The 25,910-nt window shown below is 57.3% G+C and carries 25 protein-coding genes; 13 read left to right on the forward strand and 12 right to left on the reverse strand.

From position 1 onward, the window contains the following. Positions 1–31: 31 nt before the first annotated feature. Complete coding sequence (locus ACQE3D_RS22965; RefSeq protein ID WP_302848351.1) at positions 32–451, reverse strand: FKBP-type peptidyl-prolyl cis-trans isomerase; 420 nt, start codon at positions 449–451, stop codon at positions 32–34. 96 nt (positions 452–547) lie between these two features. Beyond that, positions 548–1,138 carry a hypothetical protein gene (locus ACQE3D_RS22970; RefSeq protein ID WP_168028379.1) on the reverse strand — a complete coding sequence of 197 codons (591 nt, stop codon included), beginning with the start codon at positions 1,136–1,138 and terminating at the stop codon, positions 548–550. Positions 1,139–1,204: 66 nt separating this feature from the next. Here ACQE3D_RS22970 and ACQE3D_RS22975 point away from each other — a divergent pair, with 66 nt between their 5' ends. Next, positions 1,205–1,840, forward strand: a complete 636-nt coding sequence (locus ACQE3D_RS22975) for a PilZ domain-containing protein (RefSeq protein WP_064028454.1) — start codon at positions 1,205–1,207, stop codon at positions 1,838–1,840. On the opposite strand, the gene ACQE3D_RS22980 is transcribed toward ACQE3D_RS22975, so the two are convergent. Continuing rightward, on the reverse strand, positions 1,823–2,824 hold the full coding sequence (locus ACQE3D_RS22980; protein WP_313730325.1) for a glycosyl transferase family protein: 1,002 nt from the start codon (positions 2,822–2,824) through the stop codon (positions 1,823–1,825). The two genes, ACQE3D_RS22975 and ACQE3D_RS22980, sit on opposite strands and share 18 nt — an antisense overlap. Then, positions 2,821–3,720 (reverse strand): heme o synthase, encoded by a 900-nt coding sequence (gene cyoE / locus ACQE3D_RS22985; protein ID WP_064028512.1) that lies wholly within the window; start codon positions 3,718–3,720, stop codon positions 2,821–2,823. Before cyoE ends, ACQE3D_RS22980 begins: the two co-directional genes overlap by 4 nt. Positions 3,721–3,813: 93 nt before the next feature. Between cyoE and ACQE3D_RS22990 the strand changes: the two genes are divergently transcribed. The 6 genes from ACQE3D_RS22990 to ACQE3D_RS23015 all read left to right on the forward strand — a co-directional run bounded on the left by ACQE3D_RS22990 (position 3,814) and on the right by ACQE3D_RS23015 (position 8,211). After that, the gene (locus ACQE3D_RS22990; RefSeq protein ID WP_313730324.1) at positions 3,814–5,184 is read left to right on the forward strand and encodes a M16 family metallopeptidase; all 1,371 of its coding nucleotides are present in this window, start codon (positions 3,814–3,816) and stop codon (positions 5,182–5,184) included. After that, positions 5,174–6,526: a M16 family metallopeptidase gene (locus ACQE3D_RS22995; protein ID WP_313730323.1), complete on the forward strand. Its 1,353-nt coding sequence runs from the start codon at positions 5,174–5,176 to the stop codon at positions 6,524–6,526. The genes ACQE3D_RS22990 and ACQE3D_RS22995 overlap by 11 nt, the downstream gene beginning before the upstream one ends. A 2-nt stretch (positions 6,527–6,528) precedes the next feature. Further along, on the forward strand, positions 6,529–7,080 hold the full coding sequence (rsmD, locus tag ACQE3D_RS23000; protein WP_313730322.1) for a 16S rRNA (guanine(966)-N(2))-methyltransferase RsmD: 552 nt from the start codon (positions 6,529–6,531) through the stop codon (positions 7,078–7,080). Between the two features lie 57 nt (positions 7,081–7,137). Continuing rightward, entirely contained in the window at positions 7,138–7,623 is a 486-nt protein-coding gene (gene coaD, locus ACQE3D_RS23005) for a pantetheine-phosphate adenylyltransferase (protein ID WP_071159082.1), read from the forward strand. A gap of 2 nt (positions 7,624–7,625) precedes the next feature. Further along, positions 7,626–7,871: a YfhL family 4Fe-4S dicluster ferredoxin gene (locus tag ACQE3D_RS23010; protein WP_064028440.1), complete on the forward strand. Its 246-nt coding sequence runs from the start codon at positions 7,626–7,628 to the stop codon at positions 7,869–7,871. Between the two features lie 64 nt (positions 7,872–7,935). Further along, positions 7,936–8,211, forward strand: coding sequence for a Rho-binding antiterminator (locus tag ACQE3D_RS23015; RefSeq protein ID WP_313730321.1), 276 nt, complete (start codon positions 7,936–7,938; stop codon positions 8,209–8,211). Between the two features lie 148 nt (positions 8,212–8,359). On the opposite strand, the gene ACQE3D_RS23020 is transcribed toward ACQE3D_RS23015, so the two are convergent. From ACQE3D_RS23020 to speA, 3 genes are read right to left on the reverse strand one after another with little or no spacing between them, the layout of a single operon-like run. Then, complete coding sequence (locus tag ACQE3D_RS23020; protein ID WP_313730320.1) at positions 8,360–9,679, reverse strand: UDP-glucose dehydrogenase family protein; 1,320 nt, start codon at positions 9,677–9,679, stop codon at positions 8,360–8,362. 16 nt (positions 9,680–9,695) lie between these two features. Further along, positions 9,696–10,562 (reverse strand): NAD(P)-dependent oxidoreductase, encoded by an 867-nt coding sequence (locus tag ACQE3D_RS23025; protein WP_281021681.1) that lies wholly within the window; start codon positions 10,560–10,562, stop codon positions 9,696–9,698. Between the two features lie 33 nt (positions 10,563–10,595). Beyond that, the gene (gene speA / locus ACQE3D_RS23030) at positions 10,596–12,419 is read right to left on the reverse strand and encodes a biosynthetic arginine decarboxylase (protein WP_168028393.1); all 1,824 of its coding nucleotides are present in this window, start codon (positions 12,417–12,419) and stop codon (positions 10,596–10,598) included. An 81-nt stretch (positions 12,420–12,500) separates the two neighbouring features. On the opposite strand from speA, the gene speE reads away from it, so the two are divergent. The 6 genes from speE to ACQE3D_RS23060 all read left to right on the forward strand — a co-directional run bounded on the left by speE (position 12,501) and on the right by ACQE3D_RS23060 (position 21,301). Then, complete coding sequence (gene speE, locus ACQE3D_RS23035; protein WP_064026724.1) at positions 12,501–13,346, forward strand: polyamine aminopropyltransferase; 846 nt, start codon at positions 12,501–12,503, stop codon at positions 13,344–13,346. Between the two features lie 377 nt (positions 13,347–13,723). Further along, on the forward strand, positions 13,724–16,342 hold the full coding sequence (locus ACQE3D_RS23040) for a chemotaxis protein CheB (RefSeq protein WP_313730319.1): 2,619 nt from the start codon (positions 13,724–13,726) through the stop codon (positions 16,340–16,342). Next, positions 16,326–18,566, forward strand: a complete 2,241-nt coding sequence (locus tag ACQE3D_RS23045) for a putative bifunctional diguanylate cyclase/phosphodiesterase (protein ID WP_427551298.1) — start codon at positions 16,326–16,328, stop codon at positions 18,564–18,566. Before ACQE3D_RS23040 ends, ACQE3D_RS23045 begins: the two co-directional genes overlap by 17 nt. A 557-nt stretch (positions 18,567–19,123) precedes the next feature. Next, complete coding sequence (locus ACQE3D_RS23050; RefSeq protein WP_064026728.1) at positions 19,124–20,041, forward strand: GGDEF domain-containing protein; 918 nt, start codon at positions 19,124–19,126, stop codon at positions 20,039–20,041. 130 nt (positions 20,042–20,171) lie between these two features. Beyond that, positions 20,172–20,576 (forward strand): exosortase system-associated protein, TIGR04073 family, encoded by a 405-nt coding sequence (locus ACQE3D_RS23055; protein WP_281021686.1) that lies wholly within the window; start codon positions 20,172–20,174, stop codon positions 20,574–20,576. A gap of 29 nt (positions 20,577–20,605) precedes the next feature. Next, entirely contained in the window at positions 20,606–21,301 is a 696-nt protein-coding gene (locus tag ACQE3D_RS23060; RefSeq protein ID WP_313730317.1) for an OmpA family protein, read from the forward strand. Between the two features lie 49 nt (positions 21,302–21,350). Here the strand turns inward: ACQE3D_RS23060 and ACQE3D_RS23065 are convergent, their stop codons facing one another. The 5 genes from ACQE3D_RS23065 to ACQE3D_RS23085 form a co-directional block, all read right to left on the reverse strand. Continuing rightward, complete coding sequence (locus ACQE3D_RS23065) at positions 21,351–21,533, reverse strand: hypothetical protein (RefSeq protein WP_313730316.1); 183 nt, start codon at positions 21,531–21,533, stop codon at positions 21,351–21,353. A 29-nt stretch (positions 21,534–21,562) separates the two neighbouring features. Beyond that, positions 21,563–21,841 (reverse strand): late competence development ComFB family protein, encoded by a 279-nt coding sequence (locus tag ACQE3D_RS23070; protein ID WP_313730315.1) that lies wholly within the window; start codon positions 21,839–21,841, stop codon positions 21,563–21,565. A gap of 61 nt (positions 21,842–21,902) precedes the next feature. Next, positions 21,903–22,457, reverse strand: a complete 555-nt coding sequence (locus tag ACQE3D_RS23075; RefSeq protein ID WP_281021688.1) for a YfiR family protein — start codon at positions 22,455–22,457, stop codon at positions 21,903–21,905. Next, positions 22,432–24,456 carry a TonB-dependent receptor plug domain-containing protein gene (locus tag ACQE3D_RS23080; protein WP_313730314.1) on the reverse strand — a complete coding sequence of 675 codons (2,025 nt, stop codon included), beginning with the start codon at positions 24,454–24,456 and terminating at the stop codon, positions 22,432–22,434. Before ACQE3D_RS23080 ends, ACQE3D_RS23075 begins: the two co-directional genes overlap by 26 nt. A 252-nt stretch (positions 24,457–24,708) precedes the next feature. Further along, on the reverse strand, positions 24,709–25,908 hold the full coding sequence (locus ACQE3D_RS23085; RefSeq protein WP_168028403.1) for an ABC transporter permease: 1,200 nt from the start codon (positions 25,906–25,908) through the stop codon (positions 24,709–24,711). Positions 25,909–25,910 lie beyond the last annotated feature (2 nt).

Genomic DNA, 25,910 nt, shown 5'->3' on the forward strand with positions numbered 1-25,910 from the left:
CGCGGCTGGCGCACCGCCCAAGCCTTGCGGATTAACGGGCCTTGATCAGTTCGACATCGAAAATCAGCGCCGAATTGGGGCCGATGTCGCGACCGGCGCCGCGCTCGCCGTACGCCAGTTTAGCCGGGATGAACAAACGGTATTTGGCGCCTTCCTTCATCAATTGCAGACCTTCTGTCCAACCGGGAATCACCCGATTCAACGGGAACGAGGCCGGTGCGCCGCGTTTGTAGGAACTGTCGAATTCCTTGCCGTCTATTGTCGTGCCTTGGTAATGGACGGTGACGTTGTCGGTTGGGCCGGGTTGCGCGCCGCTGCCTTCGGTAACGACTTGATATTGCAAGCCGCTGGCCGTGGTGACAATGCCGGGCTTTTTAGCGTTTTCGGCCAAAAAGGCTTCGCCGGCGGCGAGATTTTCGGCGGGGGTAGTGGCGTTGGCCATCGAGAACATGACGAATCCTATAATAAATGCGGTTAAAGTAGCGACGACGCGCTGTTTTACGGTTTTCACGATAACTCCCTGCGGTTTGGTGAACGGTTTAGTTTATCAGTTTTCGGCGTTCAGCTCCTGTCGGCAACCGCTTAATTGCGCGTCGTAATTGAGCGCGCGACGGTGAACTTTTTGCGCGGTATTCAATAGCCAAGGTTTCTGCAAATAGCTGCTACGCCGGTATCCGCCCTGGCCTTCGTGATAAGCCAGATAAAGATGGTGGGTGTCGGACGCGGATATGCCCAGCATGTCGCGAGTGGTGGCGCAGTACCAGGCCACGAAATCGCAACTGTCGGCAAAGTCTTCGCGATCGGCCCAGCCTTTCCCGGTTTTTCTCCGATAATCGGCCCAGGTTTCGTCCTTGGCTTGCGGGTAACCGTAGGCGCTGCTGGACCGGAACCAGGGAATAAATCCTAAAATCGTCGGCCTAGGCGGTTCAGCGTCCGCGACGAAGCGGCTTTCCTGATGAATGATGGCCATTTGCACCGCGATGGGCACGCCCCAACGCCGCGCCGAATCGAGCGAGGCCTGGTACCAGTCCTCCTTTTCCCGAAAAATTTCACACAGATTTTCGGTGTTTTTCGGCGGCAGACTGGCGCAGGCCGAGAAAAGCGTTAGACTAACGAAACCGATTAGTTTATTTTTCATGCCCTAATACCCCTAAGTCACTCAGGACTCCCGACCGGAAGCCCCCGCTATCAAAAAGGACAGGCCATGCCCATCGTTGAAAACCGCGCCTACCGAAAAAACCTGACCAGCCAGGGCTTGCTCTATCTCGGGTATCAGGAACATCCGATCAAAATCGTCAATCTCTCGCTGACCGGGCTATTGGCGGAATTGGTGGATACGCCGCCGGGAAACGGCATCAAGGACATATTCAGCGCCCTGCAAGTTTCGCCTATCGTCGATATTTATTTACCGGAAATGCGCGTCGTGGGCGAAGCGGAAGTGGTTAGAGCCGAAGCGACCGAGCAGGGCTTTCAGATTGCGATCGAGTTTCGCCATTTATCCTACGATGCCGACCAGCTGCTGTATTCCCGGCGTGCCTACCGCAAGTCGATGACCGAGCCGGGGCATATTGTGCTGGACGGCGTCGATTATGCGTTTAGCACCGAAAACGTTTCGGTCGACGGTTTGATGATCAGGATGTTCGGATTGGTAAAAGTGCAACCGAACAGCATCGCCGACTTCGATTTCAAACATCTGGAACTGCAGGGCCAGGCCAAGGTGATCTGGGTGGAACACGACGAGTTTTCGACGCTGATCGGTCTGCAATACCAACATCTGGCGCGCGGCGATTTCAAGGGTATCCCGAATTTTTCCGTCGCCGGTTTACAAGCCGCGGGCTAGATCGCGCTTGCGCCAGTAGTCCTTGGCAAGCTGTTCGGCCTCCGCTTGACTGCCAGCGCGGCCGAGCAGCTTTAGCGTCACTGCCGCGGTGCCGGTGATCGAGGCCACCGCGAATTCGTCGTCAATCTCGCCGCGCCAGACTCGGGCCAATAATTGCGGGTCCAGTTCTTCGGCTTTCATATGCCGACGCTCGAACAACGCCGGCCAGACCTCGTCGCTCAGCTCGTCGCCATGCACGCTTTGCACCAAACATTCGACATCCGGGTTACGCTCGGTCTCGCCGCCTTCGCCTTTTAATACCGCCATGTGCGCTTGGTTTAACAACAACGCCGCTTTTTGATGGACCTGGCGATAGCTCGGATGAAATATGCCCTGGATACTGTGACTGGCGTCGAACGGGTTCAGCAATCTGACCAAGGTATGCACCGGCGAGCGCAAGCCCATGACCGGCCGTAGATTGATCATGTCGAACAACTTGGGGCAGATGTGTTCCAACGACAAATAGCTGAAATTACCCCGTTGCAGTTGGTCGGCGGCCTCGGCTATCGACGCCGCCGGCGGTAAGCCCAACGCGTTCAAGACGTTTTCGGTATACAGCCGGCCCTGGGTGTGACCGCCGGCACCGTGCATGAACACCTTGATGCCGTTATCGGCCAGCAGCAAGGTCGACAGCAAAAACCACGGTAAGTGTCGGCGCTTGCCGGCGTAGGACGACCAGTCCAGGTCCACGCTGACTTCGTGCCGAAATTGGAAGGTCTCCCTAGCGGCCGCGACGAAACCGGCCAGTTCCTCGCAGGTTTCTTCCTTGACCCGCATCAGCATCAAAAACGCGCCGAGCTGGATGGGCTCGACCTGACCGTCGGCCAAAATCATTTTCATCGCCCGATAGGCTTCGTCCTGAGTTAACGGCCGGGCGCCTTTCTTGCCCTTGCCGAGAATTTTGATGAATTCGGCGAACGGGTGTTCTTCGGTAGTCAGCGTCATGACAGGGAAAGCGGGAAGTAGTGGTCGATTAACAACGCGGCGAAGATCAGCATCAAGTAAACGATCGAGTAGCCGAAGGTGCGCATCGCGGTCTTATTGTCCTTCTTGCGCATCATCTGCACCGCGTAATACAAAAAGCCCAGGCCCAACAATACCGCCGACGCCAGGTAAATCAAGCCGGTCATGCCGGTCAGATAGGGCAGCAGCGTGGTGATCAGCAGCAATATCGTGTATAGCAAGATTTGCAGGCGGGTGAATTCGACGCCGTGGGTAACCGGCAGCATCGGAATGGAAACCTTGGCGTATTCTTCGCGCTTGGCGATCGCCAACGCCCAGAAGTGCGGCGGGGTCCAGACGAAAATAATCAAGAACAGCAACAGCGCGTGCGGATGTACGTTACCGGTCATCGCCGCCCAGCCCAACACCGGCGGAGCCGCGCCGGCCGCGCCGCCGATCACGATGTTCTGCGGCGTGGCTTTTTTCAGATAGATGGTATAAACAAAGGCATAACCGATTAAGGACAGAAACGTCAGGACCGCCGTCAATACGTTAACCAGTCCCGCCAACAAGCCCATTGCGAACAAACCGATCGCCGCCGCGAACAGCAGTACCTGACGGGAATTCAGCTCGCCGGTCGGCAGCGGCCGGTTGCGGGTACGGGCCATTTCGGCATCGGCCTCTTGGTCGATGAAGTGATTGATCGCCGCCGCCGACGAAGCCGCCAAGCCAATGCCAATCGTGGCATAAACGAACAAGGCCAGCGGCGGCATGCCGGGTACGGCCAGCAACATGCCGACGATCGCGGTAAACACGATCAATGCCACGACTCTGGGCTTGCAGAGTTCCAAATAGTTCTTCCAGGATAACGCGGGTTTGTCCGTCATTCGGCTGCGGATGGATTTCGGTTTCGGCAAACATATAGAATAACAGTGAACCTCTGATTATTAAAACAATCACAGGCGCTCACCATTCCAAGCAACGAGGGAACTATGAAACACAGGCTCGCAGCGTTAGCGCTGCTTTGCCCTGCCATCCTGGCGAGGGCCGAGGACAGCAAGGTACACGAACACGTATTCGGCAATGGCTTGAAACTACTGGTAAAGGAAGACCACCGCTCGCCGGTGGTGGTTTCGCAGGTGTGGTACAAGGTCGGAGCCAGTTACGAACCCGGCGGCATTACCGGCATCTCGCACATGTTGGAACACATGATGTTCAAGGGTACCGAACAATATCCGGCCGGCGAATTCTCCCGAATAATCGCCGCCAACGGCGGCAGCGAGAACGCCTTCACCGGCCAGGATTACACGGCGTATTTTCAGACCTTGGAAAAATCCCGGCTGGAAATCAGTTTTAAGCTGGAAAGCGACCGGATGCGCAACCTGAATCTGAAAGCCGACGAGTTGAAAAAGGAATTGGAAGTCGTCACCGAAGAACGCCGGATGCGCACCGACGACCAGCCGCGCGCCAAAGTCCACGAACAATTCATGGCGACCGCGTTTACCAACAGCCCCTACCAAAATCCGGTGATCGGTTGGCCGTCCGACATCGCCAATTACCAGATCGAAGACCTGCAAGCCTGGTATCAACAATGGTACGCGCCGAATAATGCCACTTTGGTGGTAGTCGGCGATGTCGATGCCAAGCAAGTCGAGCAACTGGCCGAACAATACTTCGCACCGCTAAAACCCAGCACGATCAAGCCGGTCAAGCCGCAAGCCGAATCCGAACAGCGCGGCGTGCGCCGGATCACCGTCAAGGCGCCGGCCAAATTGCCTTACGTGATGCTGGGCTACAAAGTGCCGGTCTTGAACACCGCCAAACCCGAATGGGAAGCTTACGCGCTGGAAGTGCTGTCCGGCATACTCGACGGCGGCGACAGCGCCCGCTTGCCGGCCCGTTTGATCAGGGGCAAGCAGGTCGCGGTATCGGCCGGAGCCGGTTACGACCTGACCTCGCGCTTGTCGGACTTGTTCCTGCTGGAAGGTACCCCGGCCGAAGGTAAAACCGTATACGACCTGGAGTACGCCTTGCTCGACGAGGTTTATCAACTGAAGAACGAGCTGATCGACAAAGAGGAATTACAACGCATCAAGGCTCAGGTACTGGCCAGTTCGGTCTACCAAAAAGACTCCAATTTCTATCAGGCCATGCAGCTCGGCACGCTGGAAACCGCCGGCATCGGCTGGCAAAAGTCCGACGACTACGTTGCCAAGGTCAATCAGGTCACCGCCGAACAGGTGCGCGAAGTCGCGCGTAAATATTTGATCGAAGACACGTTGACCGTCGCCTACCTCGATCCGCAGCCGATCACCGAATCGGCCAAACCGAAAAAACTGTCAGGAGCCCGTCATGCGTTTTAATTTATTCGGTCTGATTCTGCTGCTGCTCGGCCAGTCGGTTTGGGCCGCCGCCAAAATCGAACATTGGCAAACCGCGCAAGGCAGCCGGGTTTACTTCGTACACACCGGCGGCCTGCCGATGGTCGACGTCCGCGTGGTCTTCGACGCCGGCAGCGCCCGCGACGGCGCGCAATTCGGCATCGCCTCGCTGACATCGGCCTTGCTCGACAGCGGTGCGGGGAGCTTGAGCGCGGACGACATTGCCCAGCGCTTCGAATCGGTCGGCGCCCAATATGGCGCCGGCGTCAGCGAAGACATGGCCTGGCTGTCGGTGCGCACGCTGACCGACCCGGCCTTGTTCGACAAAGCCCTGGCGAATTTCGAAACCGTGCTCAGCCAACCGGCATTCAACGAAGCCGATTTTCAACGCGAAAAAGCCAGAACCCTGGCCGGTTTGAAACACCGGGAAGAATCGCCCGGCGAAATTGCCGGCATCGCGTTCAACAAGGCGGTCTTCGGCGACCACCCCTACGCGCATCCGGAAGCCGGTTTGATCGAAACGGTCGCCCCATTGACCGTGGCCGATTTGAAAGCCTTTTACCAGCGCTATTACGTCGCCACCAACGCGATGGTCGTGATCGTCGGCGATTTGAATCGGCAACAAGCCGAGCAAACCGCGAATGCGGTGCTGGCAAAGTTGCCGAAAGGCGAAAAGCCCGCCGAAATTCCGCCGGTGACGATGCCCAGCCAGACCAGCGAACAACACATCGAGTTTCCATCGACCCAAACCCACGTGTTGGTCGGCCTGCCAGGTACTTATCGCAAAGACCCGGATTACTTCGCGCTTTACGTTGGGAATCACATCCTGGGCGGCGGCAGCATGGTGTCGCGTTTGTTCGAAGAAGTCCGGGAAAAACGCGGCCTGGCCTACGGCGCCTACAGCGTGTTCGCGCCAATGTATCGGCAGGGACCGTTCATGATGAGCTTGCAAACCCGCAACGATCAGACCGGGGAGGCCTTGCAGGTGCTGCGGCAAACCTTCGCCGAGTTTTTGGCGAAAGGCCCTAGCGATGCCGAACTGACCGCCGCCAAGCAGAACATTACCGGCGGCTTCGCGCTACGCCTGGATACCAACGCCAAGCTCAGCGATTACGTGGCGATGATAGGCTTTTACCAACAACCCTTGGATTATCTGGATACTTTCCAGAGTAAGGTCGAAGCGGTGAGCGTCGAGCAGATCAAGGATGCCTTCGCGCGCCGGGTGAAACCGGAGTTGCTGCAAACCGTTACGGTCGGCGGCGCGGCCGCCAAACCCACGCCCGCGAAGCAAGCCAAAGCAACCGAGGCCGAGGCCGGCGAATAAGCATGGCGAACCGGATACGCATCATCGGCGGCCAGTGGCGCGGCCGGCAAATCCTGTTCGAGGACGCGCCGGGCTTGCGGCCGACGCCGTCCCGGATTCGGGAAACCTTGTTCAATTGGTTGCAGCTTGATGTCGCCGGCAGCCGCTGCCTGGATTTATATGCCGGTAGCGGCGCGCTGGGTTTCGAAGCGGCCTCGCGAGGCGCCAAGGAAGTCTGGCAAGTGGAAAACCATCCGAACGCCTGCCGCTGGATCAGAGACAACGCCGGCACGCTCGCGGCCAGCTCGATCAACTTGGTCGAGCGGGACGTGTCGACCTTTTTGCAAGGCCCCGCGCGGGCCTTCGATCTGGCGTTTCTCGATCCGCCATTCGGCCGTGACTTGGCCGGCCCAACTTGCGAGTTGCTGGAAACCGCCGGCTGGTTGAGCGTTTATGCAAAAATCTACGTCGAAACAGAAAGCAATCGACCGCTGCCGGTCTGGCCAGACGGTTGGCGGTTATTGAAGGCCAAGACGGCCGGCGAAGTCGCCTACAGCCTGTTGCAACGCTGCTAAGGCTTTCGCGATCCGGATGGGTTAAAATGCGCGCCTTTTTCCTATGGCCCCAAATCCATGAACATTACCGCGATTTACCCGGGTACCTTCGATCCGGTTACCAACGGCCATCTGGATCTGATCGCCAGAGCCTCCCGACTGTATCGGCAAGTCATCGTCGCGGTGGCGGTCAGCAAGGGGAAGAATCCACTATTCTCGTTGGACGAGCGGGTGGCCTTGATTCGCGAGGTCGCCAGCGAATTCCCGAACGTCACCGTGATCGGCTTCGACACCTTGTTGGTCGATTGCGCCCGTAAGCACAAAGCCAGCGTCATCATTCGCGGCTTGCGGGCCGTTTCGGACTTCGAATACGAATTTCAATTGGCGGGAATGAACCGCCGGCTGAATCCGGATATCGAAACCGTATTCCTGACCCCGGCCGAACAATACGAGTTCATCTCGTCGAGCATGATCCGCGAGATCGCCCAATTGCACGGCGACGTGTCCAGTTTCGTGCCCGAGCCGGTCAAACAACGTTTAATCGCAAAATTTAAATCGGAGTAACCATGGCACTGCTTATTAGCGATGAATGCATCAACTGCGACGTCTGCGAACCGGAATGCCCGAACGGCGCCATTTCGCAAGGCGAGGAAATCTACATCATCAACCCCAGCTTGTGTACTGAATGCGTCGGCCACCACGACAAGCCGCAATGCATGGAAGTCTGTCCGGTGGACTGCATTTCCAAGGACCCCGGCGTCGTCGAGGATCAGGACAGTCTTTACCGCAAGTATTTGAAGCTGACCCGTTAATTTCGGCCGACTCGACGTCCGCTCGCGACCACTAAGTGGACGATGCGACGTCGATACCCGCCGAATGTTGGGATTATCGAAACATGTGATTCGCACCGCCGAGCCTAAGCCGATCGCCAGCCGGTTGCACGACTATTTGGAAATCGCCCATCTTTACGGTTATTGCGTGAAAGCGGCGCCGAGAAACGGCCGAGTACTAGAGGGCAATGGCGTCGATACCGTCACAATCGCCGACAAGCGCGAGGTTTTATTGTTGGACACCGACGGCATCGAAGCCTTGACTTTGGCGAAGCTGGAAATGCCGACACCGGGTGCGACGTTTACCGACCAAGCGTTTTAGAATAACTTAATTGGCGGCCTGAGCCGCGGCCCTCGGTGTGTCTGTAAACGCCGAGGGAAAAATCTATACGATCTTAATCTTGAACGATTGCGCGGCTTAGCGTGGCGCCGGGGCGGCGCGATTACCCCGCCCCAGCGATACCGACCATTTAACGCCCGATCGCGTAATAGCCCAAACCGAACTGTTTGACCAACCGGGGTTCGTACATATTCCGGCCGTCGAAGATCACTTTGTCCTTCAATTGCTTGCTCAGATCGTCGAAATCCGGGCTGCGGAACTGTTTCCACTCGGTAACGATGATCAGCGCGTCGGCGTCGTTTAAGGTATCGGTCTGTTTAGGACAATAAACCAGTCCTGCTTTGTCGCCGTAGATACGGTGGGCTTCTTCCATCGCTTCCGGGTCGTAAGCTCGTACCGTGGCGCCAGCCGCGATCAGGGCTTCCAGCAGGACTCGGCTGGGCGCTTCGCGCATGTCGTCGGTGTTGGGCTTGAAGGCCAGTCCCCACAACGCGAAGGTTTTGCCCTTGACGCCGTCGGGATAGTACGCGGAGATTTTTTCGAACAAGCGGTGCTTTTGCCGGTCGTTGACATTTTCAACGGCGCTCAACAATTCGGCATGATAGCCGTAGTCGCGAGCGGTGCGTTCCAGCGCCTTGACGTCTTTGGGAAAGCAAGAGCCGCCGTAGCCGCAGCCGGGATAAATGAAGCTGTAACCGATCCGGCTGTCCGAGCCGATCCCGTGACGAACGTGCTCGATGTCGGCGCCCAGACGCTCGGCCAGGTTGGCTAGTTCGTTCATGAAACTGATTTTGGTGGCCAGCATCGCGTTGGCGGCGTATTTGGTCAGTTCGGCGGAGCGAATGTCCATATTGATGACCCGCTCGCGGCTACGGTTGAACGGCGCGTACAAGGCTTTCAGCAACTCGGCGGTGCGCGGATTGTCGGTGCCGATGATGATGCGGTCCGGCTTCATGAAGTCGTCCAGCGCCGAACCCTCTTTCAGGAATTCCGGATTGGATACCACGTCGAATTCCAAGGTTTCGCCGCGTTGCGCCAGGACATCGACCACGACTTGCTTGACTTTGTCGGCGGTACCGACCGGCACCGTGGACTTATCGACCACGATTTTGTAATCGGTCATGTGCTCGGCAACGCTTTTGGCCACCGCCAACACGTATTTCAAGTCGGCGGAGCCGTCTTCGTCCGGCGGCGTGCCGACCGCGATGAATTGAAATAAACCGAAATCCACGGCTTCCTTGACGTCGGTGGTGAAGCTCAAGCGGCCGGCAGCCATGTTGTCCTTAACCATTTCTTCCAGACCCGGCTCGTAAATCGGGATAATGCCTTGTTTCAAACGTTCGATTTTGCTGGCATCGACATCCATGCACATCACTTGGTTACCGACCTCGGCCAAGCAAGCACCCGTTACCAAACCTACATAACCGCTGCCAAACACTGTAATTTTCATTGTTACACCTTGTAAACTAATTGGAATTTCGCTGTTGTTTCAATCGGTACAGCGCCGAAATATCTTCGTCGCCATAACCCTTAGCCATTAACTTGGCGTAGTCCGCCAAGGTCATTACCGTCAACGGACTGGCCATGCCGGCATGCTGCGCCATCTGCTGGGCGATCTTCAAATCCTTGTGATGCAGGGCGAGTTTGAAGCCCGGCGGGAACAAGCCTTGCGTCATCGTTTTGCCCCGGTGATCCAAAAACCAGTTGCCGGCGGCGCCGCCGGCGATGACGTCGATCACTTTATCCATCGGCAAATCCTGAGCGTCGGCAAACGCCAGCGCTTCGGTCACGGCCTGATTGATGCCCGCCACCATGATTTGATTGACCGCCTTACAGGCTTGGCCGGCACCGACTCCGCCTAGGTGTTCGATGCGCTTGGTCATGGCCGCCAATAGCGGGCGAACCTGCTCCAGCACCTGGGCATCGCCTCCCACCATCATCGCCAAGCTGGCGTTACGGGCGCCTTCGACGCCGCCGGACACCGGGGCGTCGAGGAAGTCTGCGTGCCGGGCCGCTAGCCTTTGCGCGGCCTGACGCGCGGTATCACCGGACACCGTGGACATGTCGACCACCACACTCCCGGCCCGCACGGTTTTACAAATCGCGTCGACCACCGCCAATACATCTTTGTCGGCCGATACGCAGACAAACAGCACTTCGACCCGCGCCGCCATTTGCTCGATGCTCTCGCAGGCTTCGATGCCGAGTTCGGCGGCCAGCGCCGAGGCTTTGTCGCCGCTACGATTATAAACCGCCGCCAAGTGGCCGGCCCTGGCGAGGTTAATCGCCATGCCCCGCCCCATGGCGCCCAAACCGATAAAACCCGCTTTCATTCGTACTCCGTTGGCTTGCGTCGGCTAACGCCGTTATTTATCCAGATAAGTATAGGCGTTTAGTCCGACCAGCAATTCTTGCTCGAAAGCGTGCTTTTGCTCGGCGCTTAACGGGGCCTGGTCCAGTTTGCGCCGGTAGGCCGCTTTCAATGCGGTGGTATCGATATGCACGTAATCGAGCAATTCGCTGACATCCTCGCCTTCCATGAATTCGCCGAAGCGGTAACCGTCGCCGTCCAGTTCGACGTTAATCGAATGGGTGTCGCCAAACAGATTATGCATGTCGCCCAGAATTTCCTGGTAGGCGCCAACCATGAAAAAGCCGATCAAATAATCGTCGCCGGCGGCGATGGCATGCAGCGGCAGCGTGTTAGCGATGTTTTGGCAATCGACGTATTGATCGATACGGCCGTCCGAGTCGCAGGTCAAATCCTGCAACACCGCGCGCCGGGAAGGCGGCTCGCTCAAACGATGAATCGGCATGATAGGGAAAATCTGGTCGATACCCCATATGTCCGGCATCGATTGAAACAGTGAGAAATTGCAAAACACCTTGTCGGCCAGCTTCTCGTCGAGTTCCTGCAAAATTTCGCGGTGATGGTGGTTATCCAAATTCAACTGCGCCTGGATTTGTTGGCACAAACCAACATAGCGCTTTTCGGCGTCGGCCAGTTCGGCCAGACCGATGTCGCCCTGCACGAAACGGGCGCGGGCTTCGGCCATGTCGAACTGAGCGTTGTGGTAAGCCTCGCTGACGTTGCCGAAGCGCCCGACCGCGGGCGCCGCGCCGTGCAAGGTTTCGACCTCGGTGACGTTGGTAATCAGCACCGCATGGTGAGCGGTGATGGCGCGGCCGGACTCCGTGATGATGTCGGGTTGCGGCAGACCGTAGGCGCGGCTGGTTTCGGCAAAGGCGCGGACGATATTGTCGGCGTATTCGCGCATGCTGTAATTGATCGAACATTCCCTACGCGAGCCGCTGCCGTCGTAATCGACACCCAAACCGCCGCCGGCATCGACAGTGGTGATGTTGGCGCCCAAGTCGCGCAATTGTCGGTAAAACTGGCCGGCTTCCTTCAATGCCAGTTTGATGTCGTGGATGTTGGCGATTTGCGAACCCATGTGAAAATGCATCAAACGCAGGCAATCGAGCATGCCGACCTGCTCCAGACGGGCCACCAATTGCAGGACCTCGTTGGCGTGCAAACCGAATTTGGATTTTTCGCCGCCGCTGTTCTGCCATTTGCCGGCGCTGATCGTGGATAGCCGCACCCGCAGGCCGATCAGGGGCTGAACTTGCAACTTGGCGGCTTCTTCCAGAATCAGTTCCAGTTCGGACGGTTTTTCGATGACGATGAACACCGCCAAGCCCATCAATTGGCCCATTAGCGCCATCCGGATATAAAACCGATCCTTGTAGCCGTTGCAGACGATGGTGCCGTTGGGCTTGGCCAAACCCAAAATCGCCAACAACTCCGGCTTGCTGCCGGCTTCCAGGCCGATATGCTCGGCCGACACGATGCTTTCGACGACATTGCCCTGTTGATTGACCTTGATCGGATACACCGGCGTATAGCGGCCGGCATAGTCGTGATGGGCACGGGCCTGATCGAAAGCTTGTTGCAGCCGGCGGATGCGGTCCGGCAGAATATCGGTGAATCTGATCAGCACCGGTAGACTCAAGCCTTTATCCAGCAAGGCTCCGGCTACCTCGAACAAGTCGATTTCCACCTGACTAGCGCCGCTCGGTTTGACGCTGACATGCCCCCGGTCGTTAATCGAAAAATAGCCGTCGCCCCATTGTTGGATCGCGTATAGCTGTTTGGCCTGTTCAATCGACCATGCGGATGTCGGCACCTAAGCTCCCCGTGCTGTCATAAAGTGGTGGCAATTCTAAAGTATAATGCCGCGAATTTTATGACTTTTTGAGGACAACACATGCTCGACGCCACCTGGTTCAGCGAAGCGCAAGAGCCATCCGGCTCCGCCTTTTCATTGAAAATCAAACGCAAGCTGCACGAGGAGCAATCCGAGTTTCAGTTTCTGGAAATCTACGAGACCGAACAATTCGGTAATCTGATGGTCATCGACGGCTGCACGATGGTCTCGACCCGCGACAATTTTTTCTACCACGAGATGATGAGTCACCCGGTGCTCTACACCCATCCCAACCCGAAAAGAGTCTGGATCATAGGCGGAGGCGATTGCGGAACTTTGCGCGAGGTGTTGAAGCACCCGAATGTCGAGCAAGCAGTGCAAATCGACATCGACGAACGCGTTACCCGCTTGGCGGAGATTTATTTCCCGGAACTTTGCGAATCCAACCAAGACCCCCGCGCCGATTTGAAATTCATCGACGGCATTAAATGGGTCAAGGACGCCGAGCCCGGCAGCGTGGACATCATTATCGTCGATAGTACCGACCCGGTCGGTCCGGCCGAAGGCTTGTTCTGCGCCGATTTTTACAGGGATTGTTTCAGGGCCTTGAGCGAGAACGGTATTGTCGTTCAACAAAGCGAATCGGCCTTGTTGCATATGAAAATCCTGAAAGAAATGCGTGCGGAAATGCAGGCCGGCGGTTTCGGCAGTCTGCAAACCATTTTCTTTCCGCAATGTATTTATCCGTCCGGTTGGTGGAGCGCGACGATGGCCGGCAAGGGCGATCTAGCCAAGTTCCGTGAAGCGGACGCCGCCGCCAAGCCGTTCGAGACCGTATACTACAACAGCGACATCCACCAAGCCAGCCTGGCCTGCCCCGAGTTTTTCAAGAAAGCCTTGGCCTAACACCGGCCGGCATCCGCCATTCCGCGCCGGTCCCCAATGGGGCCGGCCGCTGAAATCTCCGCGAATCAACGCCCAGCACCATGACTGGATGCGAAGCTAGACCTCCCTCCCTTGCCAACCAACAAGCCGCGTCGTTTGAAACCTGCTCGTCTACCGCCAGCGGAAATTGCTTGAGTCGCGTGTCGGCCGTCGGCCGATATGTGCGTTAACGTACCGATCCACCGTAATGACCGTGTTAAGTTCTGCCATTGTTTCGGGCGGGTGACTAAAAGAGTTTGCGAGCTTTACAAACAGCTATCGCCGGACTCGCGCAAAGGGATCACGGCAATGTAGTATCTGACCCTTCTGCATTCATCTATTTCCAAGCGAGCTAAAACATGGCCGACACTCCCGGAACCAATTCAGGTGCCGATGCGTTGACGCGAGCCGTCAGCCATGGCCCGGCGCCCAAAACCCCGCCAAGTGCCGATAGCGGCGGCACGCCGCCTATCGTTGCGGTCGGTGCGTCGGCGGGGGGGCTGGAAGCCTTGGAACAATTTTTCGCTGAGGTTCCGGCCGCCTGCGGCGTGGCCTTTGTCGTCGTCCAACATCTCGATCCCCATCATCAAGGCATGCTCCCGGCATTGTTGCAGCGCGCCTCGCAGTTGACCGTCATTCAGGCCGGCGACCATATGCCCGTCAAGCCCGATTGGGTATACGTGATTCCGCCCAACAAGGATTTGTCGATCCAGCGCGGGAAACTGCGTTTGCTCGAACCTCGGGTGCTAAGGGGCTTGCGATTGCCGATCGACGCGTTTTTCAAGGCGCTGGCGGACGATCAGCACGAGCGGGCGATCGGCGTGATTTTGTCGGGCATGGGGTCGGACGGTACGCTAGGCTTACGCGCGATCAAGGAGAATGCCGGCTTGGCAGTCGCGCAGTCGCCGGAATCCGCTCAATTCGACTCGATGCCGCGTAGCGCCATCGACGCCGGTTTGGCGGATATCGTGGCGCCGCCGCGAGTACTGTGGGAAAAGATCCTGGCTTATCTAAAGCACAGTCCGCGCGGTTTGCACGCAACGCCTGAAACGGCGCCGGCCTCAAAGAGCCGCAGCTCGCTGGAACAAATCCTGATTCTGCTGCGCGATCGTACCGGTAACGATTTTTCTCTGTATAAAAAAAATACTATGTATCGCCGTATCGAACGGCGCATGGGTTTGCGCCAAATCGACGCGATCGCCGGATATGCGGACTATCTGCGCGAGAATCCTCAAGAGTTGGATTTATTGTTCAAGGAATTGCTGATCGGCGTCACCAGCTTTTTCCGCGATCCGGAGGTTTGGGCGTCGCTAAAGACCGAGGTCATTCCGGCGCTGTTGGCCGAATATCCGGCCGGCAAGGCCTTGCGGGCCTGGGTGCCGGCTTGCTCGACCGGCGAGGAAGCGTATTCGCTGGCGATGATCTTCAAGGAAGTGTTAGCGGAAAGCCAGAGCCCGCGTCCGTTCAAGCTGCAAATCTTTGCCACCGATCTGGATCAGGATGCCATCGACAAGGCGCGGCAAGGCTTCTTTCCCGCGACTATCGCCGGCGAGGTGTCCGAGGATAGGCTTAGCCGCTTCTTTAATGTGGACGGCGGCGGCTACCGCATCAAAAAGGACATTCGCGAGATGGTGATTTTCGCGCCGCACAACGTGATCATGGATCCGCCGTTTACCAAGCTGGATCTGCTTTGCTGCCGAAATCTACTGATTTACCTGAGTCAGGAATTGCAGCAAAAACTGATTTTGCTGTTCCACTATACGCTCGCCAGCCACGGGATATTGACGCTCGGCAACGCCGAAACGATCGGGAATGCCAGTCATTTGTTCAGCGCGACCGACCATAAATTAAGACTTTATCGGCGCATCGATACGCCTTTTCCGTTGAACGTCGATTTCCCGACCAAATATTTCCCCGTCGCATCCATGATCGAAGATACCGAAAAACACCCGCCTATCGCCAATTTGCAAACCTTGGCGGATCAATTGCTGTTGCAACACTTCGCTCCGGCGGCGGTCTTGGTTAACGCCGACGGCGACATTCTTTACATCAGCGGACGCACCGGAAAATATCTGGAGCCGGCCGCCGGCAAGGCCAATTGGAATATCCACGCGATGGCCCGCGACGGTTTGCGGCACGAACTGATCGGCGCGCTCAAAAAAGCCAGAACCCAAACCGACGTAGTGCAGGTCGCCGGCCTAACGGTCGCTAACGACGGCGGCGGCCAAACCGTGAATTTGTCGGTGCAGGCCATCCACAAACCCGATGCGTTAAAGGGCATGTTGATGGTGGTGTTTACCGACGTTGCCGCTGCGCCGGCCGGTAAAGTGTCGCGCAAATCGCCGAACGCGGCGCAGACCTTGCTTCAGGCGGAGCTACAGCACACCCAGGAAGATTTACAAACCCTGCGCGAGGAAATGCAGACCTCGCAGGAAGAACTGAAATCCGCCAACGAAGAACTGCAATCGACCAACGAAGAATTGCAGTCCACCAACGAGGAATTGACCACCTCCAAGGAAGAGATGCAGTCGTTAAACGAGGAGCTGCAAACGGTCAATGCCGAGTTGCAAATCAAGGTCGACGATTTGTCGCGCGCCAGCAATGACATGAACAATCTGCTAAATAGCATGGAAATCGCCACGGTGTTCCTGGACGGCACGCTGAATATCCGCCGTTTTACCAGTCACATCGGCCATTTGTTTAAGTTGATCGCCGCCGATGTGGGGCGGCCGTTGTCCGACATCGTCACCGATCTGGACTATCCCGATCTACAACAGGATGCGCGGGAAGTGTTGCGAACCTTGGTGTTCGTGGAAAAGCAGATCAGAGCGAGCGACGAACGTTGGTTCAAGGTGAGGATCATGCCGTACCGGACCCAGGACAATTTGATCGACGGCGTGGTTATTACCTTTATCGATATCTCCGAAACCAAGAAGCTGGAAGCCGAATTAAGGAACAGCCATGAAAAATCGGAATGACACGATTCGCACGAAAGTCGAGCTGCGCCAACGAGCCGAACGGCAGTTGGCCAATACCGTGCCGGCCATGCCGGTTGATCCGCAAGACCGCTCGCTGCACGAGTTACAAGTGCATCAGATCGAACTGGAAATTCAAAACGAAGCGTTGCGGGAAGCCCGCGGCCTTGCCGAACAAGCGTTGGAGCGCTACGCGGAATTGTTCGATTTCGCGCCGATCGCCTATTTTACGTTAGGCGACGACGGCGGCATCCAGCAAGCCAATTTCAAGGGCGAACAATTATTGAAGCTGCAGCGCTTCACGGTTGACGGGCGACGCTTCGCAGATTTCGTTGCCGGCGAATTTCGGTCGGCGTTCGATCAATTTCTGGAGCAGGTGTTTGCCGGAATCGCCGCGCGGCATTGCGAGATCGTTCTGGCAGCGGCCGGAACTTCCCGTTGGGTGACTATCGAGGCGATTGCCGATCGGAAAAATCGAACCTGTCTGGCGGCGGTCATCGACATCACCGAGCGCAAACGCAACGAACAAGAAGTACAGTTGGCCGCGACAATTTACCTGGCGCTCTCGGAGGCGATTATGGTGGCCGACGCCGACAATCGCATTGTCGCGATCAATCCGGCGTTTAGCTCGCTGACGGGATATTCCGCCGACGAAGCCATCGGGCAATCCACCTCATTGCTGAAATCCGGTCGCCAAGATCAGGCGTTTTTTCAGGCGATGTGGCACAGCTTGCATCAAACCGGCCAATGGCAAGGCGAGCTTTGGAACCGCCGCAAAAACGGCGAGGAATTTCTGGCGCGTTTATCGATCAGCACCGTCTACGGCGACAGCGGCCAAATCGTTCGCCGGGTGGCGATGTCGTCCGACATCACCGAACAACGCCGAGCGGAAGAAATCATTCACAGACAGGCCAACGTCGATCCTTTGACCGGCCTGCCTAACCGGCGTCTGTTTCTAGATCGCTTGCAACGCGCGATTGGAAAATCCCGCCGCGGCCACCAAAAATTGGCGCTGATGTTCCTGGATCTGGATCACTTTAAGGATATTAACGATACCTTGGGACACGACGTGGGCGACCGTTTGCTCGAGGAAACCACGCATCGTCTGATGGCCTGCATCCGCGAGACCGATACCCTGGCGCGGCCGGGCGGGGATGAATTCACGCTGATCATGGGGGAATTGCAAGACCTTAACAGCATCGATCGGGTGGCGCAGGCGATTCTGCGGACCATGACGGCGCCGTTCAAATTGAAGGATGAACGTTGCTACATCTCCGTCAGCATCGGCATCGCCCTGTATCCGGACGATGCCGACTCATTGGAGGATTTACTGAAAAAAGCCGATCAAGCCATGTATGCCGCCAAGAAGCTGGGCCGCAGCCGGTTTTGTTACTTTACGCCGGCAATGCAGGAAGCCGCCGAAATTCGCTTGCGGCTGACCAACGACCTTCGCCACGCGTTGGCCGACCAACAAATCTGGGTGGCGTATCAACCGATCGTGGATTTGGCTACCGGAGAAATCCGCAAAGCCGAAGTGCTGATCCGCTGGGAACATCCCACTCGCGGCCTCGTCAATCCCGCCGAGTTTATTCCCATCGCCGAAGACACCGGGCTGATCACCGAGATCGGCTCCTGGGTGTTTCATCAAGTGGCCGAGCAAGTCGCGGTTTGGCGCAATCGTCACAGTGCCCAATTCCAGATCAGTATCAATAAATCCCCCGCCCAGTTTCACAACAATAGCGACAAGTTGGGCGACTGGTTCGAGCATTTGCAGCGTCTGGGTTTGCCGGGCGGATGCATCGCGGTGGAAATTACCGAAGGTTTGTTGCTGGACGCCTCCAATACCGTTACCGAGAAACTGCTGGCTTTTAAAAACGCCGGGATGCAGACGTCGTTGGACGATTTCGGCACCGGCTATTCGTCGCTATCCTATCTGAAAAAATACCAGATCGATTTCTTGAAGATCGATCAGGCTTTCGTCTCCGGTTTGACCGCGCATTCCACCGATATGGCCTTGTGCGAGGCAATTATCATGCTGGCGCACGTATTGGGCATGAAAGTGATCGCCGAAGGCGTGGAAACCGAGGTGCAGCGCGATTTATTAATGCAGGCCGGCTGCGATTACGGGCAAGGTTACCTTTTCTCGAAACCGGTGCCGGCGGCGGACTTCGAAAAGCTGTTCAGCTCGACTCGGGCCGATGGTGGACCGCGATTTCAACAGCGTTGAACCTAAAAAGAGCAGTTTGGCGATGAAAAATCCCGTTCGTCCTGAGCTTGTCGAAGGGCGCGCGGGACTTTTCATTCACCCGTTTGGTGAGTGTATTGCGAGCCGTCCATGCTTCGACAGGGCTCTCCTGAGCGCAGCCGAAGGGCTCAGCACGAACGGCCCGCAATACACGCCAACTGCCCTTTTTAGGTTGAAGGACTCTCGATGACAATCTCATCGGCGTTTTCGACCCATTTTCCGGTTTCGCTAGCCCGCTGCAGGGTAGGTTGACCGGATATGGCTACTAGGCTCGCGGTGCGACGGACAATATCGCGGCGCAGTTTCAAACCGGGCGAGCGGCCAAACCGACTTTTTCAAAATGGGTGCTGCCTGTCAGTGTAAGCGTTGGCGCCAATACCCTACCCGCCATCGTGTCGGCGCGCTCGCTATCGGCGCGGCCTCCGCAGCTCCACCGTTTCAGGCAAATGCAGACACCAAACGCCGGAGGTTTTACAATATTGGCCTATGCTTGACTACACCCTTAAACACTAACGACGGAACAGGGTTACAATGCCGCCATGACCAGCACTCCCCCGGATAAGACCCAGCAAGACTCGGCGAACACGCTGGTGACCAAACTGTCGGAAGCCGGCAGGACCAGAACCGAGCTGGAGCCTTACCTGATCATGCTGTCGGGGCATCATCAAGGCAAACAGTACAAACTGGACAAGCCGCAAATCAGTTTGGGGCGGGGGGCGGATGCCGACATCTGCGTGCCGGACCCGAAAATCTCCCGCCAACATTGTGCCTTCATCCGCTATCCCGGCTACATCGTTATCGCCGACCTCAACTCCACCAACGGCACCTTCGTCAACGGAAAACGCATTCAAAAGCAACGCATCGATTTGCTGGACCGGGTCCGGGTCGGCGATTTATACCTGAAGATCGATTATAAGCGCTTCATAGAAGCCCGCTCCGAGGAGGAACTATACCAAGCCGCCAATATCGACGCGCTGACCGGCATCCTGAACCGCAATGCTTTTATGATGCGGGCTCAACAAGAATTGGCGTTTTGCAAACGTGCCGACGCTCGAATGACCATCGTCATGTGCGACGCCGATCATTTCAAACAGAAAAACGACACCTACGGCCATTTGGCTGGTGACCAGATTCTCCGTGAACTGGCGAACATCCTCGGCGCGGAAATGCGCGAGGAAGACTTGGTGGCCCGCTACGGGGGCGAGGAATTCATCATGCTGCTCCGCGAATCCAGCGTTGCAGCCTCGGTCGCCTGGGCCGAGCGTATTCGTTTAACCGTGATGAACCATAGTTTCCGTTTCCAAAACCGCTACATACCGACGACCATATCGATCGGTATCTGCAGCCGCCCCATCGATCCGTTCCTGACGCTGGAAGCCATCATCCAAGCCGCCGACGATGCGTTGTATCTCGCCAAGAAAAACGGCCGCAATCGGGTCGAAGTTGCTGGCGACTGAGCTGAAAAGAAGGCCCCCTGGCGACCGCTAAACCCTAAATATCCGCTGTCACGGATGCTTTTCCGTTGATCGCTGCTATGCTTAAGCGGCTATGCGGAATTACCTTATGCAACATAACGGGAGCACTGTCATGAAAATCCATCCATTTCTCACCACCTGCCTGCTTTCCGGTTTCCTGTTGACACCGGCGGCAAACGCACACGAAAACGGTTATTTGCACGACTTTACCGACAAAATTAATCAGGGCTTTTTTAATATGGCGCTGGGCGTCGGCGAGCTGCCGAAAAACATCGTCAATATCAGCAGCGAACAGAATATTCTGGTCGGCATGAGCTGGGGTTTGTTGCGCGGCGTTGCCCACACCGTCGGCCGAACCTTGGTCGGTACCGTCGAATTTATCAGCGCGCCGATCCCGAGCGATGAATTCATCTCCCCGGCCTACGTCTGGGAACGCTACAGCGAAGACACCCGCTATTTCGGTCTGCACCTGCCCGGCTATTGGACCCATTACGGTCCGATGGACGACGGCGAGTAACGGCGCACCACCACGACGAGGAGAACACCATGAAAACGCAATCAGTTTACTTGCCACTCGCGGTTTTAGCCGTGTCCTTGACGGCCTGTACCACACCGAAACACGATACCTCGGAATTAAAAGCACAGATCGACGCCTCCATGGCCGGCCATTACGGACAATCTATCCTGCACGAGGAAAAAGCTGCGGAAAACCTGGAAACCGCCAATCACATTCTGGACCATTGGGAGAAAGGCTACTATTGGAATATCGACGAGAAGCAACAGGCTCAAGCCGCCGCGCGAGCCGCCGCCGAGCATAAATTGCAGTCAGAGAAGGAACTGTGCGCTTGGTTGACCGAAGTTCACGGCCACAACCATCACCAGAACGAGCCGATCCACCACGTCGCAGCCTATTTCAAAACCGGCAGCGCGGTACCGTTCAAAACCGATCACGGCGGCATCGGCCATCTCGGTCACTACCTTGGCGCGCATCCGGATGCCAAGGCGGCGGTCACTGCATCGGCCGACACTGTCGGCAAACCCAACGACAACATGGCGCTGTCCAAACGCCGCGCCGATACCGTGGTCAAGTTATTGATCGATCACGGCGCCAAGGCCGAGCAATTGACCGTCAGCGCCACCGGTGAAGGCCAAGGTCCAGACAATACGCCCAACCAGGATTATCGGGTCGCCACGATTACCACCAGCCATCCCAAATACCTCGATTGTCCCAATCTGAAATAAGCCTTTGACTCTCCCGACCCGCGCCCGATGGGCGCGGGCTCGGCCTGTATCACATCTGGTCGGCCGCCTGCTTTTGGCGTTCGGCACTTTCGAAAATTTGTTTTTCCGCGTCCCTGGCTTGTTCGACCGGCTTTTGCAGCGCCTCGGCGACCGCTCGGCCATCGCCGCCGGCGCGTGGCTCGTCCGGCGGCTGATCGGCAGAACCGCAACCGGCGATAACCAGCATCAGCATCGAGCAGACCACTGTCCTAGCCGCCCGTCTCACGAGGCATCCCGGTCGCTTCGCGGCCTATCGAGCACCTGTTTAACGGCTTCGGCAATCGCCGCCTCGACGTTGGCGGTCATCCGTTGATATTGGCTGTCGTCAACGTGTATCCCCTTGTCGATCGGGTTGCGCACGTAACACGGCGTTAATCGGTTCAAGGCCAGGCAAGCCACGTCTTCCCGCAAGCCGCCCCCCTCCGGCAATTCGCCGGATTCGGCCATTTTCCATAACCGGTCGACGACCAATTGCTCGTAATAATTGACGATGTTGAACATACAAACTCCTGACTGAAAACAAATGCAGGTTAACCATAGCCCAGATTCGGACGAGCGCGGTTCATTGCACGATTTCCGCCATTCGCAACAATTTGGAACTGAGTTTCAAACCGGCATCCCTGACCGCCGGCAAATTCACCACCAACTTTAATTTATTGTCGCGCAACGTAAATTGCACCATGCCGCCGCGGCGGGCGAAATCCTCGACATCGCTGACCAGCAGTACGTGGCGGATGCGGGCATATTCGCTGACCGCCTTCGACAATACGTGGAGATCGCTTAAAAACAGGATGCGGCAATTGTCGATGTTATCGCCGAGCGACACGTGTACGACGCGGTTGTCGATTTGCCAGCCTTCCAAAACCGGTAAATAGTCGCGTAGCGGACTGTCGCCCAACAGACAAATATTGACTGGCGCCGATTCCGGCCATTCCGCCAATTCCGCGAAATGAAACAAATAGGCCGTCTTTAGCTGATACTCCTGATTGGATGGCACGCTGTCGCTGGCAGCGACCCACGAAATCGCCGCCACGGCCAACAGCGAAATCCAGCCAACGCGCCAGCGCGCCAGCGCGCCCACGACCGACCGGTTAAAACCGCCAGGATACTTGGGCAAAATAACCACGCTGCAATTGACTGACCGATTGTATGTACAGAATGTCGCTAAACTCGGGATGGTAGGCGTCCAGCAAATTTTGGCCGCTGACCGAAAACTCCAAATTCCGGTGCGGATGCCAACCCAGGCGTAAATCGAGGGTAATGTAATCCGGTATTTCGTGTTGATCCACATAAAGCCTATCGACATAGCGCGCCCAGGCGTCCAGTTCGATTTCGCTGGTCAGGTTGAATAGCGAGCGTAGCGACAACTGATGACTGGGATTGAAGTGCTGCTCGGTCAGCGGATCGCGCAGCCAGGATTGGCTGCGATCGTATTCGATATCGAATTGATTGGCGCTGTATGAGGCTTGCAGGCGCCAATCGTGGTTGACTCGATAGTTGGCCGACACTTCCAGTCCGTAGCTTTTGACTTGCCGCTCGTTGCCGACCGTGGCTTCCAAGGTGCCGGGAATGGGATCGTTGAAAACTTGGCCGGTAAATCGGGTGCCTTGCATCCGATCGTAGATGTCGTAAAACAGCGCGGTATCGATATCGATGGTGTCGGTGGCCTGCCAGCGCCAACCCAACTCGTAGGCCATCAAGTTCTCGGTCAACATGTGGGGATTGGCAATGGCTTCGAAAAACCGGTCGGTACCGGGAATCGTCTTGTACAGCCGAATGCTGTGCTGGGCTCGATTCGGCAAAACCACCGCCCGCGATATCGCCGCCCACAGACTGTGGCGGCGGTCCGGCGTCCAAATCAGACGGGCATTCGGTTCGGTTTCCCACCCGGTGTAAGTAAAATGCTCGACCCGGTTGGCTAGCGTCAATTTGACGTCTTCGCCCAAATCGATTTGATCCTGCAGAAACAGACCGACGTTGTGCTGAGTGAATTCGCCCGGCAAAAAGCTCAAGGTCAGGGTGTTATCGAAACGATCGTTGATCATTTGATAGTTCAAACCCCACAACCAATGGTGGGCGCCGTCGGACGGCAGGCTGTCCTGCCAATCCAGCACGTATTGCGATCGACTCATGCGGTTCATCGCCAACGTCCACTCGGTTTGGGTGAACGCCATGTTCAGGCGCCAATCGTGGCCGCTCTCGGCCCGGTGTCGCCAATCGCCTTGCAGACTGCCGGTCACGCCGTCGCGGCCGAAGTCGTCGGAGCGCCAAGCGGGCGGATCGATACTGGTCACACCGATGTAGTCACCCTGTAAACGGTAACGCGCCACATTGGCTTCCAGCATCCATTGATCCCGTTCGCCGGTTTGACCGTCCAGCCGAAAATTGGCGTTTTGCGCGTTCATATAGTCGGCGGTATCGCCGGCACCGTTCAGCCGCGCGCTGGCGTCGCGGTTGACCGCATTCAAGGTGCCCCGCCAATGTACGCCGTCCGCCAGTTGGCCGCCGTAGCGAACCCCGCCGAAACCGCGCTCCTCGGTGCCGCCGCCGCCGTACAACAAGCCGCCCTGGGTGTCGCGAGCCGAGCGGGTTACGATGTTGACGGTGCCGTTCACTGCGTTGGCGCCCCATAAGGTACCGCTGGGACCGCGCAGCACTTCGATACGCTCGATGTCTTGCAGCGCCGGATTCTGCTGGCCCCAATACACCCCGCTGATCAACGGGTCGTAAACGCTACGGCCGTCGATCATCACTTGAAGTTTATTGGCGTATAGATCGTTGAAGCCGCGCGCGCTGACGGCCCAATTGGATGCATTGATTTTCGCCACGTTCATGCCCGGCACCATCCGTAACACGTCCGGCAGGCTATTGGCACCGGAACGGCGTATATCTTCGCCGGTAATCACGAAGGCCGCCGCCGGACTGTCCTTGACCGATTGCTGGCGACGCGCCAGACCGGAGACATCCAGCTCAGTCAGTTCCTCCCAACTCAGCGGCAGCAGTTCGGCCGTGGAACTGATCGCATCGCTGCCATCGTCGGCAACGGCCGGTCGGCAAGCCGTGCCTAACAGGCAAAGTATCAGGATCGAATATCGGCAATCGCCAGTGTCGCGCATGACCAATCACTCTCGGTAAGCAATTTACCCGAACATTATACGTTAGCCGGCGCTTCGGCATGCCGATAGCATTGACGGCGCCAAGACCGAACAACATCATCAGCCCCGTCGCCGCGAATATTGGTAAATCGCATCGGGTTTCCAATCCTTTTCCGATACGCCGTCGATTCGACTCGCCCCAGCACTATCGGCGCGATCGAGCGCCAAGAGAATGCTTTAGCCTATCCGGTACCGGGATTCGACAATTCAAGCTTACTCGGTCCGTAACGCCCGCAACGGATTCAGGCGCGCGGCGCGGATCGCCGGCACCACGCCGGCGGCGACGCCTATCGCCAACGACAAAAAAAACGCCGAGATCAGATAACCCCAGGCCAATTCAACCGGTAAACCCGGCAACAGCGCCCGTACCGCCAGCACCACGCCGACGCCGACCGCGAGGCCGCCCAAGCCGCCGCTCATGCTCAACAGCAAGGCTTCGCTGAGAAACAGCCGGAACACCGTACCCCGCTCGGCGCCGATGGCACGCAACAAGCCGATTTCACCGACTCGCTCCGAAACCGCGATGGTCATGATCGTCAATATACCCACCGACCCGACCAACAGCGAGATTCCGCCCAGCGCGCCAACCGCCATGGTCAGCACGCCCAGCACCGAATCCATTTTTTCCAGCATCTGATTTTGGCTGACCAGCGTGAAATCCTCGCTGCCGTGCCGCGCGATCAATCGGCGCTTGATGGCCTGTTCCACGGTCGCCACGCTCACTTCGCCGCTATACAACAGGTCGATCTCCATCAGGCTCTGCCGGTCGAACATTTCCATCGCCTTGTCGGCGGCGACAAATACCGTGTCGTCCAGGTCAAAGCCCAGCATTTGGCCTTTGGCCTCCATGACGCCGACGATCCGGAACCGGTCGTTGCCGATCCGCAGCCGTTGGCCGAGCGGACTGCTGCGTCCGTACAATTCGCGATACACCTTGCTGCCCAGCACCGCGAAGGCCCGCGAGGCGTGACCGGCGGTGTCGGGCAGGAAGCGGCCGCTGGCGACCCCGAGTTGCCAGACTTGCGGTAAGGCCGCGCCTACGCCAAACACATTGGCGCGGCGCTGGCGATTGCCGGCCTCGATCCGGGCGTTGCCCTGCACCAACGGCATGGCCGCGACGACATTGTCCAGCCGGCCCAAGCTGACCGCATCGGCCACCGACAACGGCCGCACCGTACTGATCGTCGCGCCGGACAAGCCGAAGGTGGTGGTCTTGCCGGGAAACACCGCCAGCAAATGGGTGCCGAACTGGGTAAATTCCGCTAACACGAAACGGTGTATGCCTTGGCCGATCGCGGTCAGAATCACGACCGCGGCGATGCCGATGATCAGACCCAGCGCGGTCAGCAAGGAGCGCTGCTTATGGCTGAACACGCTGGTCCGCGCCAGCATTAAGGTATCTAGCCAGCTCATGA

The sequence above is a fragment of the Methylomonas sp. MS20 genome (assembly GCF_050275925.1).
GTDB lineage: Bacteria > Pseudomonadota > Gammaproteobacteria > Methylococcales > Methylomonadaceae > Methylomonas > Methylomonas koyamae_A.

What these genes read in the sequence shown, in the direction of transcription:
- ACQE3D_RS23045 (WP_427551298.1), top strand. Translation starts at nt 16,326, where the DNA reads ATGAAAAATCGGAATGACACGATTCGCACGAAAGTCGAGCTGCGCCAA.
- ACQE3D_RS23065 (WP_313730316.1), bottom strand. Translation starts at nt 21,533, where the DNA reads ATGCTGATGCTGGTTATCGCCGGTTGCGGTTCTGCCGATCAGCCGCCG.
- ACQE3D_RS23055 (WP_281021686.1), top strand. Translation starts at nt 20,172, where the DNA reads ATGAAAATCCATCCATTTCTCACCACCTGCCTGCTTTCCGGTTTCCTG.
- ACQE3D_RS23085 (WP_168028403.1), bottom strand. Translation starts at nt 25,908, where the DNA reads ATGAGCTGGCTAGATACCTTAATGCTGGCGCGGACCAGCGTGTTCAGC.
- ACQE3D_RS23010 (WP_064028440.1), top strand. Translation starts at nt 7,626, where the DNA reads ATGGCACTGCTTATTAGCGATGAATGCATCAACTGCGACGTCTGCGAA.
- ACQE3D_RS22975 (WP_064028454.1), top strand. Translation starts at nt 1,205, where the DNA reads ATGCCCATCGTTGAAAACCGCGCCTACCGAAAAAACCTGACCAGCCAG.
- ACQE3D_RS23025 (WP_281021681.1), bottom strand. Translation starts at nt 10,562, where the DNA reads ATGAAAGCGGGTTTTATCGGTTTGGGCGCCATGGGGCGGGGCATGGCG.
- rsmD (WP_313730322.1), top strand. Translation starts at nt 6,529, where the DNA reads ATGGCGAACCGGATACGCATCATCGGCGGCCAGTGGCGCGGCCGGCAA.
- speE (WP_064026724.1), top strand. Translation starts at nt 12,501, where the DNA reads ATGCTCGACGCCACCTGGTTCAGCGAAGCGCAAGAGCCATCCGGCTCC.
- ACQE3D_RS23015 (WP_313730321.1), top strand. Translation starts at nt 7,936, where the DNA reads ATGTTGGGATTATCGAAACATGTGATTCGCACCGCCGAGCCTAAGCCG.
- ACQE3D_RS23070 (WP_313730315.1), bottom strand. Translation starts at nt 21,841, where the DNA reads ATGTTCAACATCGTCAATTATTACGAGCAATTGGTCGTCGACCGGTTA.
- ACQE3D_RS23050 (WP_064026728.1), top strand. Translation starts at nt 19,124, where the DNA reads ATGACCAGCACTCCCCCGGATAAGACCCAGCAAGACTCGGCGAACACG.
- ACQE3D_RS22990 (WP_313730324.1), top strand. Translation starts at nt 3,814, where the DNA reads ATGAAACACAGGCTCGCAGCGTTAGCGCTGCTTTGCCCTGCCATCCTG.
- ACQE3D_RS23020 (WP_313730320.1), bottom strand. Translation starts at nt 9,679, where the DNA reads ATGAAAATTACAGTGTTTGGCAGCGGTTATGTAGGTTTGGTAACGGGT.
- ACQE3D_RS23080 (WP_313730314.1), bottom strand. Translation starts at nt 24,456, where the DNA reads ATGCGCGACACTGGCGATTGCCGATATTCGATCCTGATACTTTGCCTG.
- ACQE3D_RS22995 (WP_313730323.1), top strand. Translation starts at nt 5,174, where the DNA reads ATGCGTTTTAATTTATTCGGTCTGATTCTGCTGCTGCTCGGCCAGTCG.
- ACQE3D_RS23040 (WP_313730319.1), top strand. Translation starts at nt 13,724, where the DNA reads ATGGCCGACACTCCCGGAACCAATTCAGGTGCCGATGCGTTGACGCGA.
- ACQE3D_RS23060 (WP_313730317.1), top strand. Translation starts at nt 20,606, where the DNA reads ATGAAAACGCAATCAGTTTACTTGCCACTCGCGGTTTTAGCCGTGTCC.
- ACQE3D_RS22980 (WP_313730325.1), bottom strand. Translation starts at nt 2,824, where the DNA reads ATGACGCTGACTACCGAAGAACACCCGTTCGCCGAATTCATCAAAATT.
- ACQE3D_RS22970 (WP_168028379.1), bottom strand. Translation starts at nt 1,138, where the DNA reads ATGAAAAATAAACTAATCGGTTTCGTTAGTCTAACGCTTTTCTCGGCC.
- ACQE3D_RS22965 (WP_302848351.1), bottom strand. Translation starts at nt 451, where the DNA reads ATGTTCTCGATGGCCAACGCCACTACCCCCGCCGAAAATCTCGCCGCC.
- coaD (WP_071159082.1), top strand. Translation starts at nt 7,138, where the DNA reads ATGAACATTACCGCGATTTACCCGGGTACCTTCGATCCGGTTACCAAC.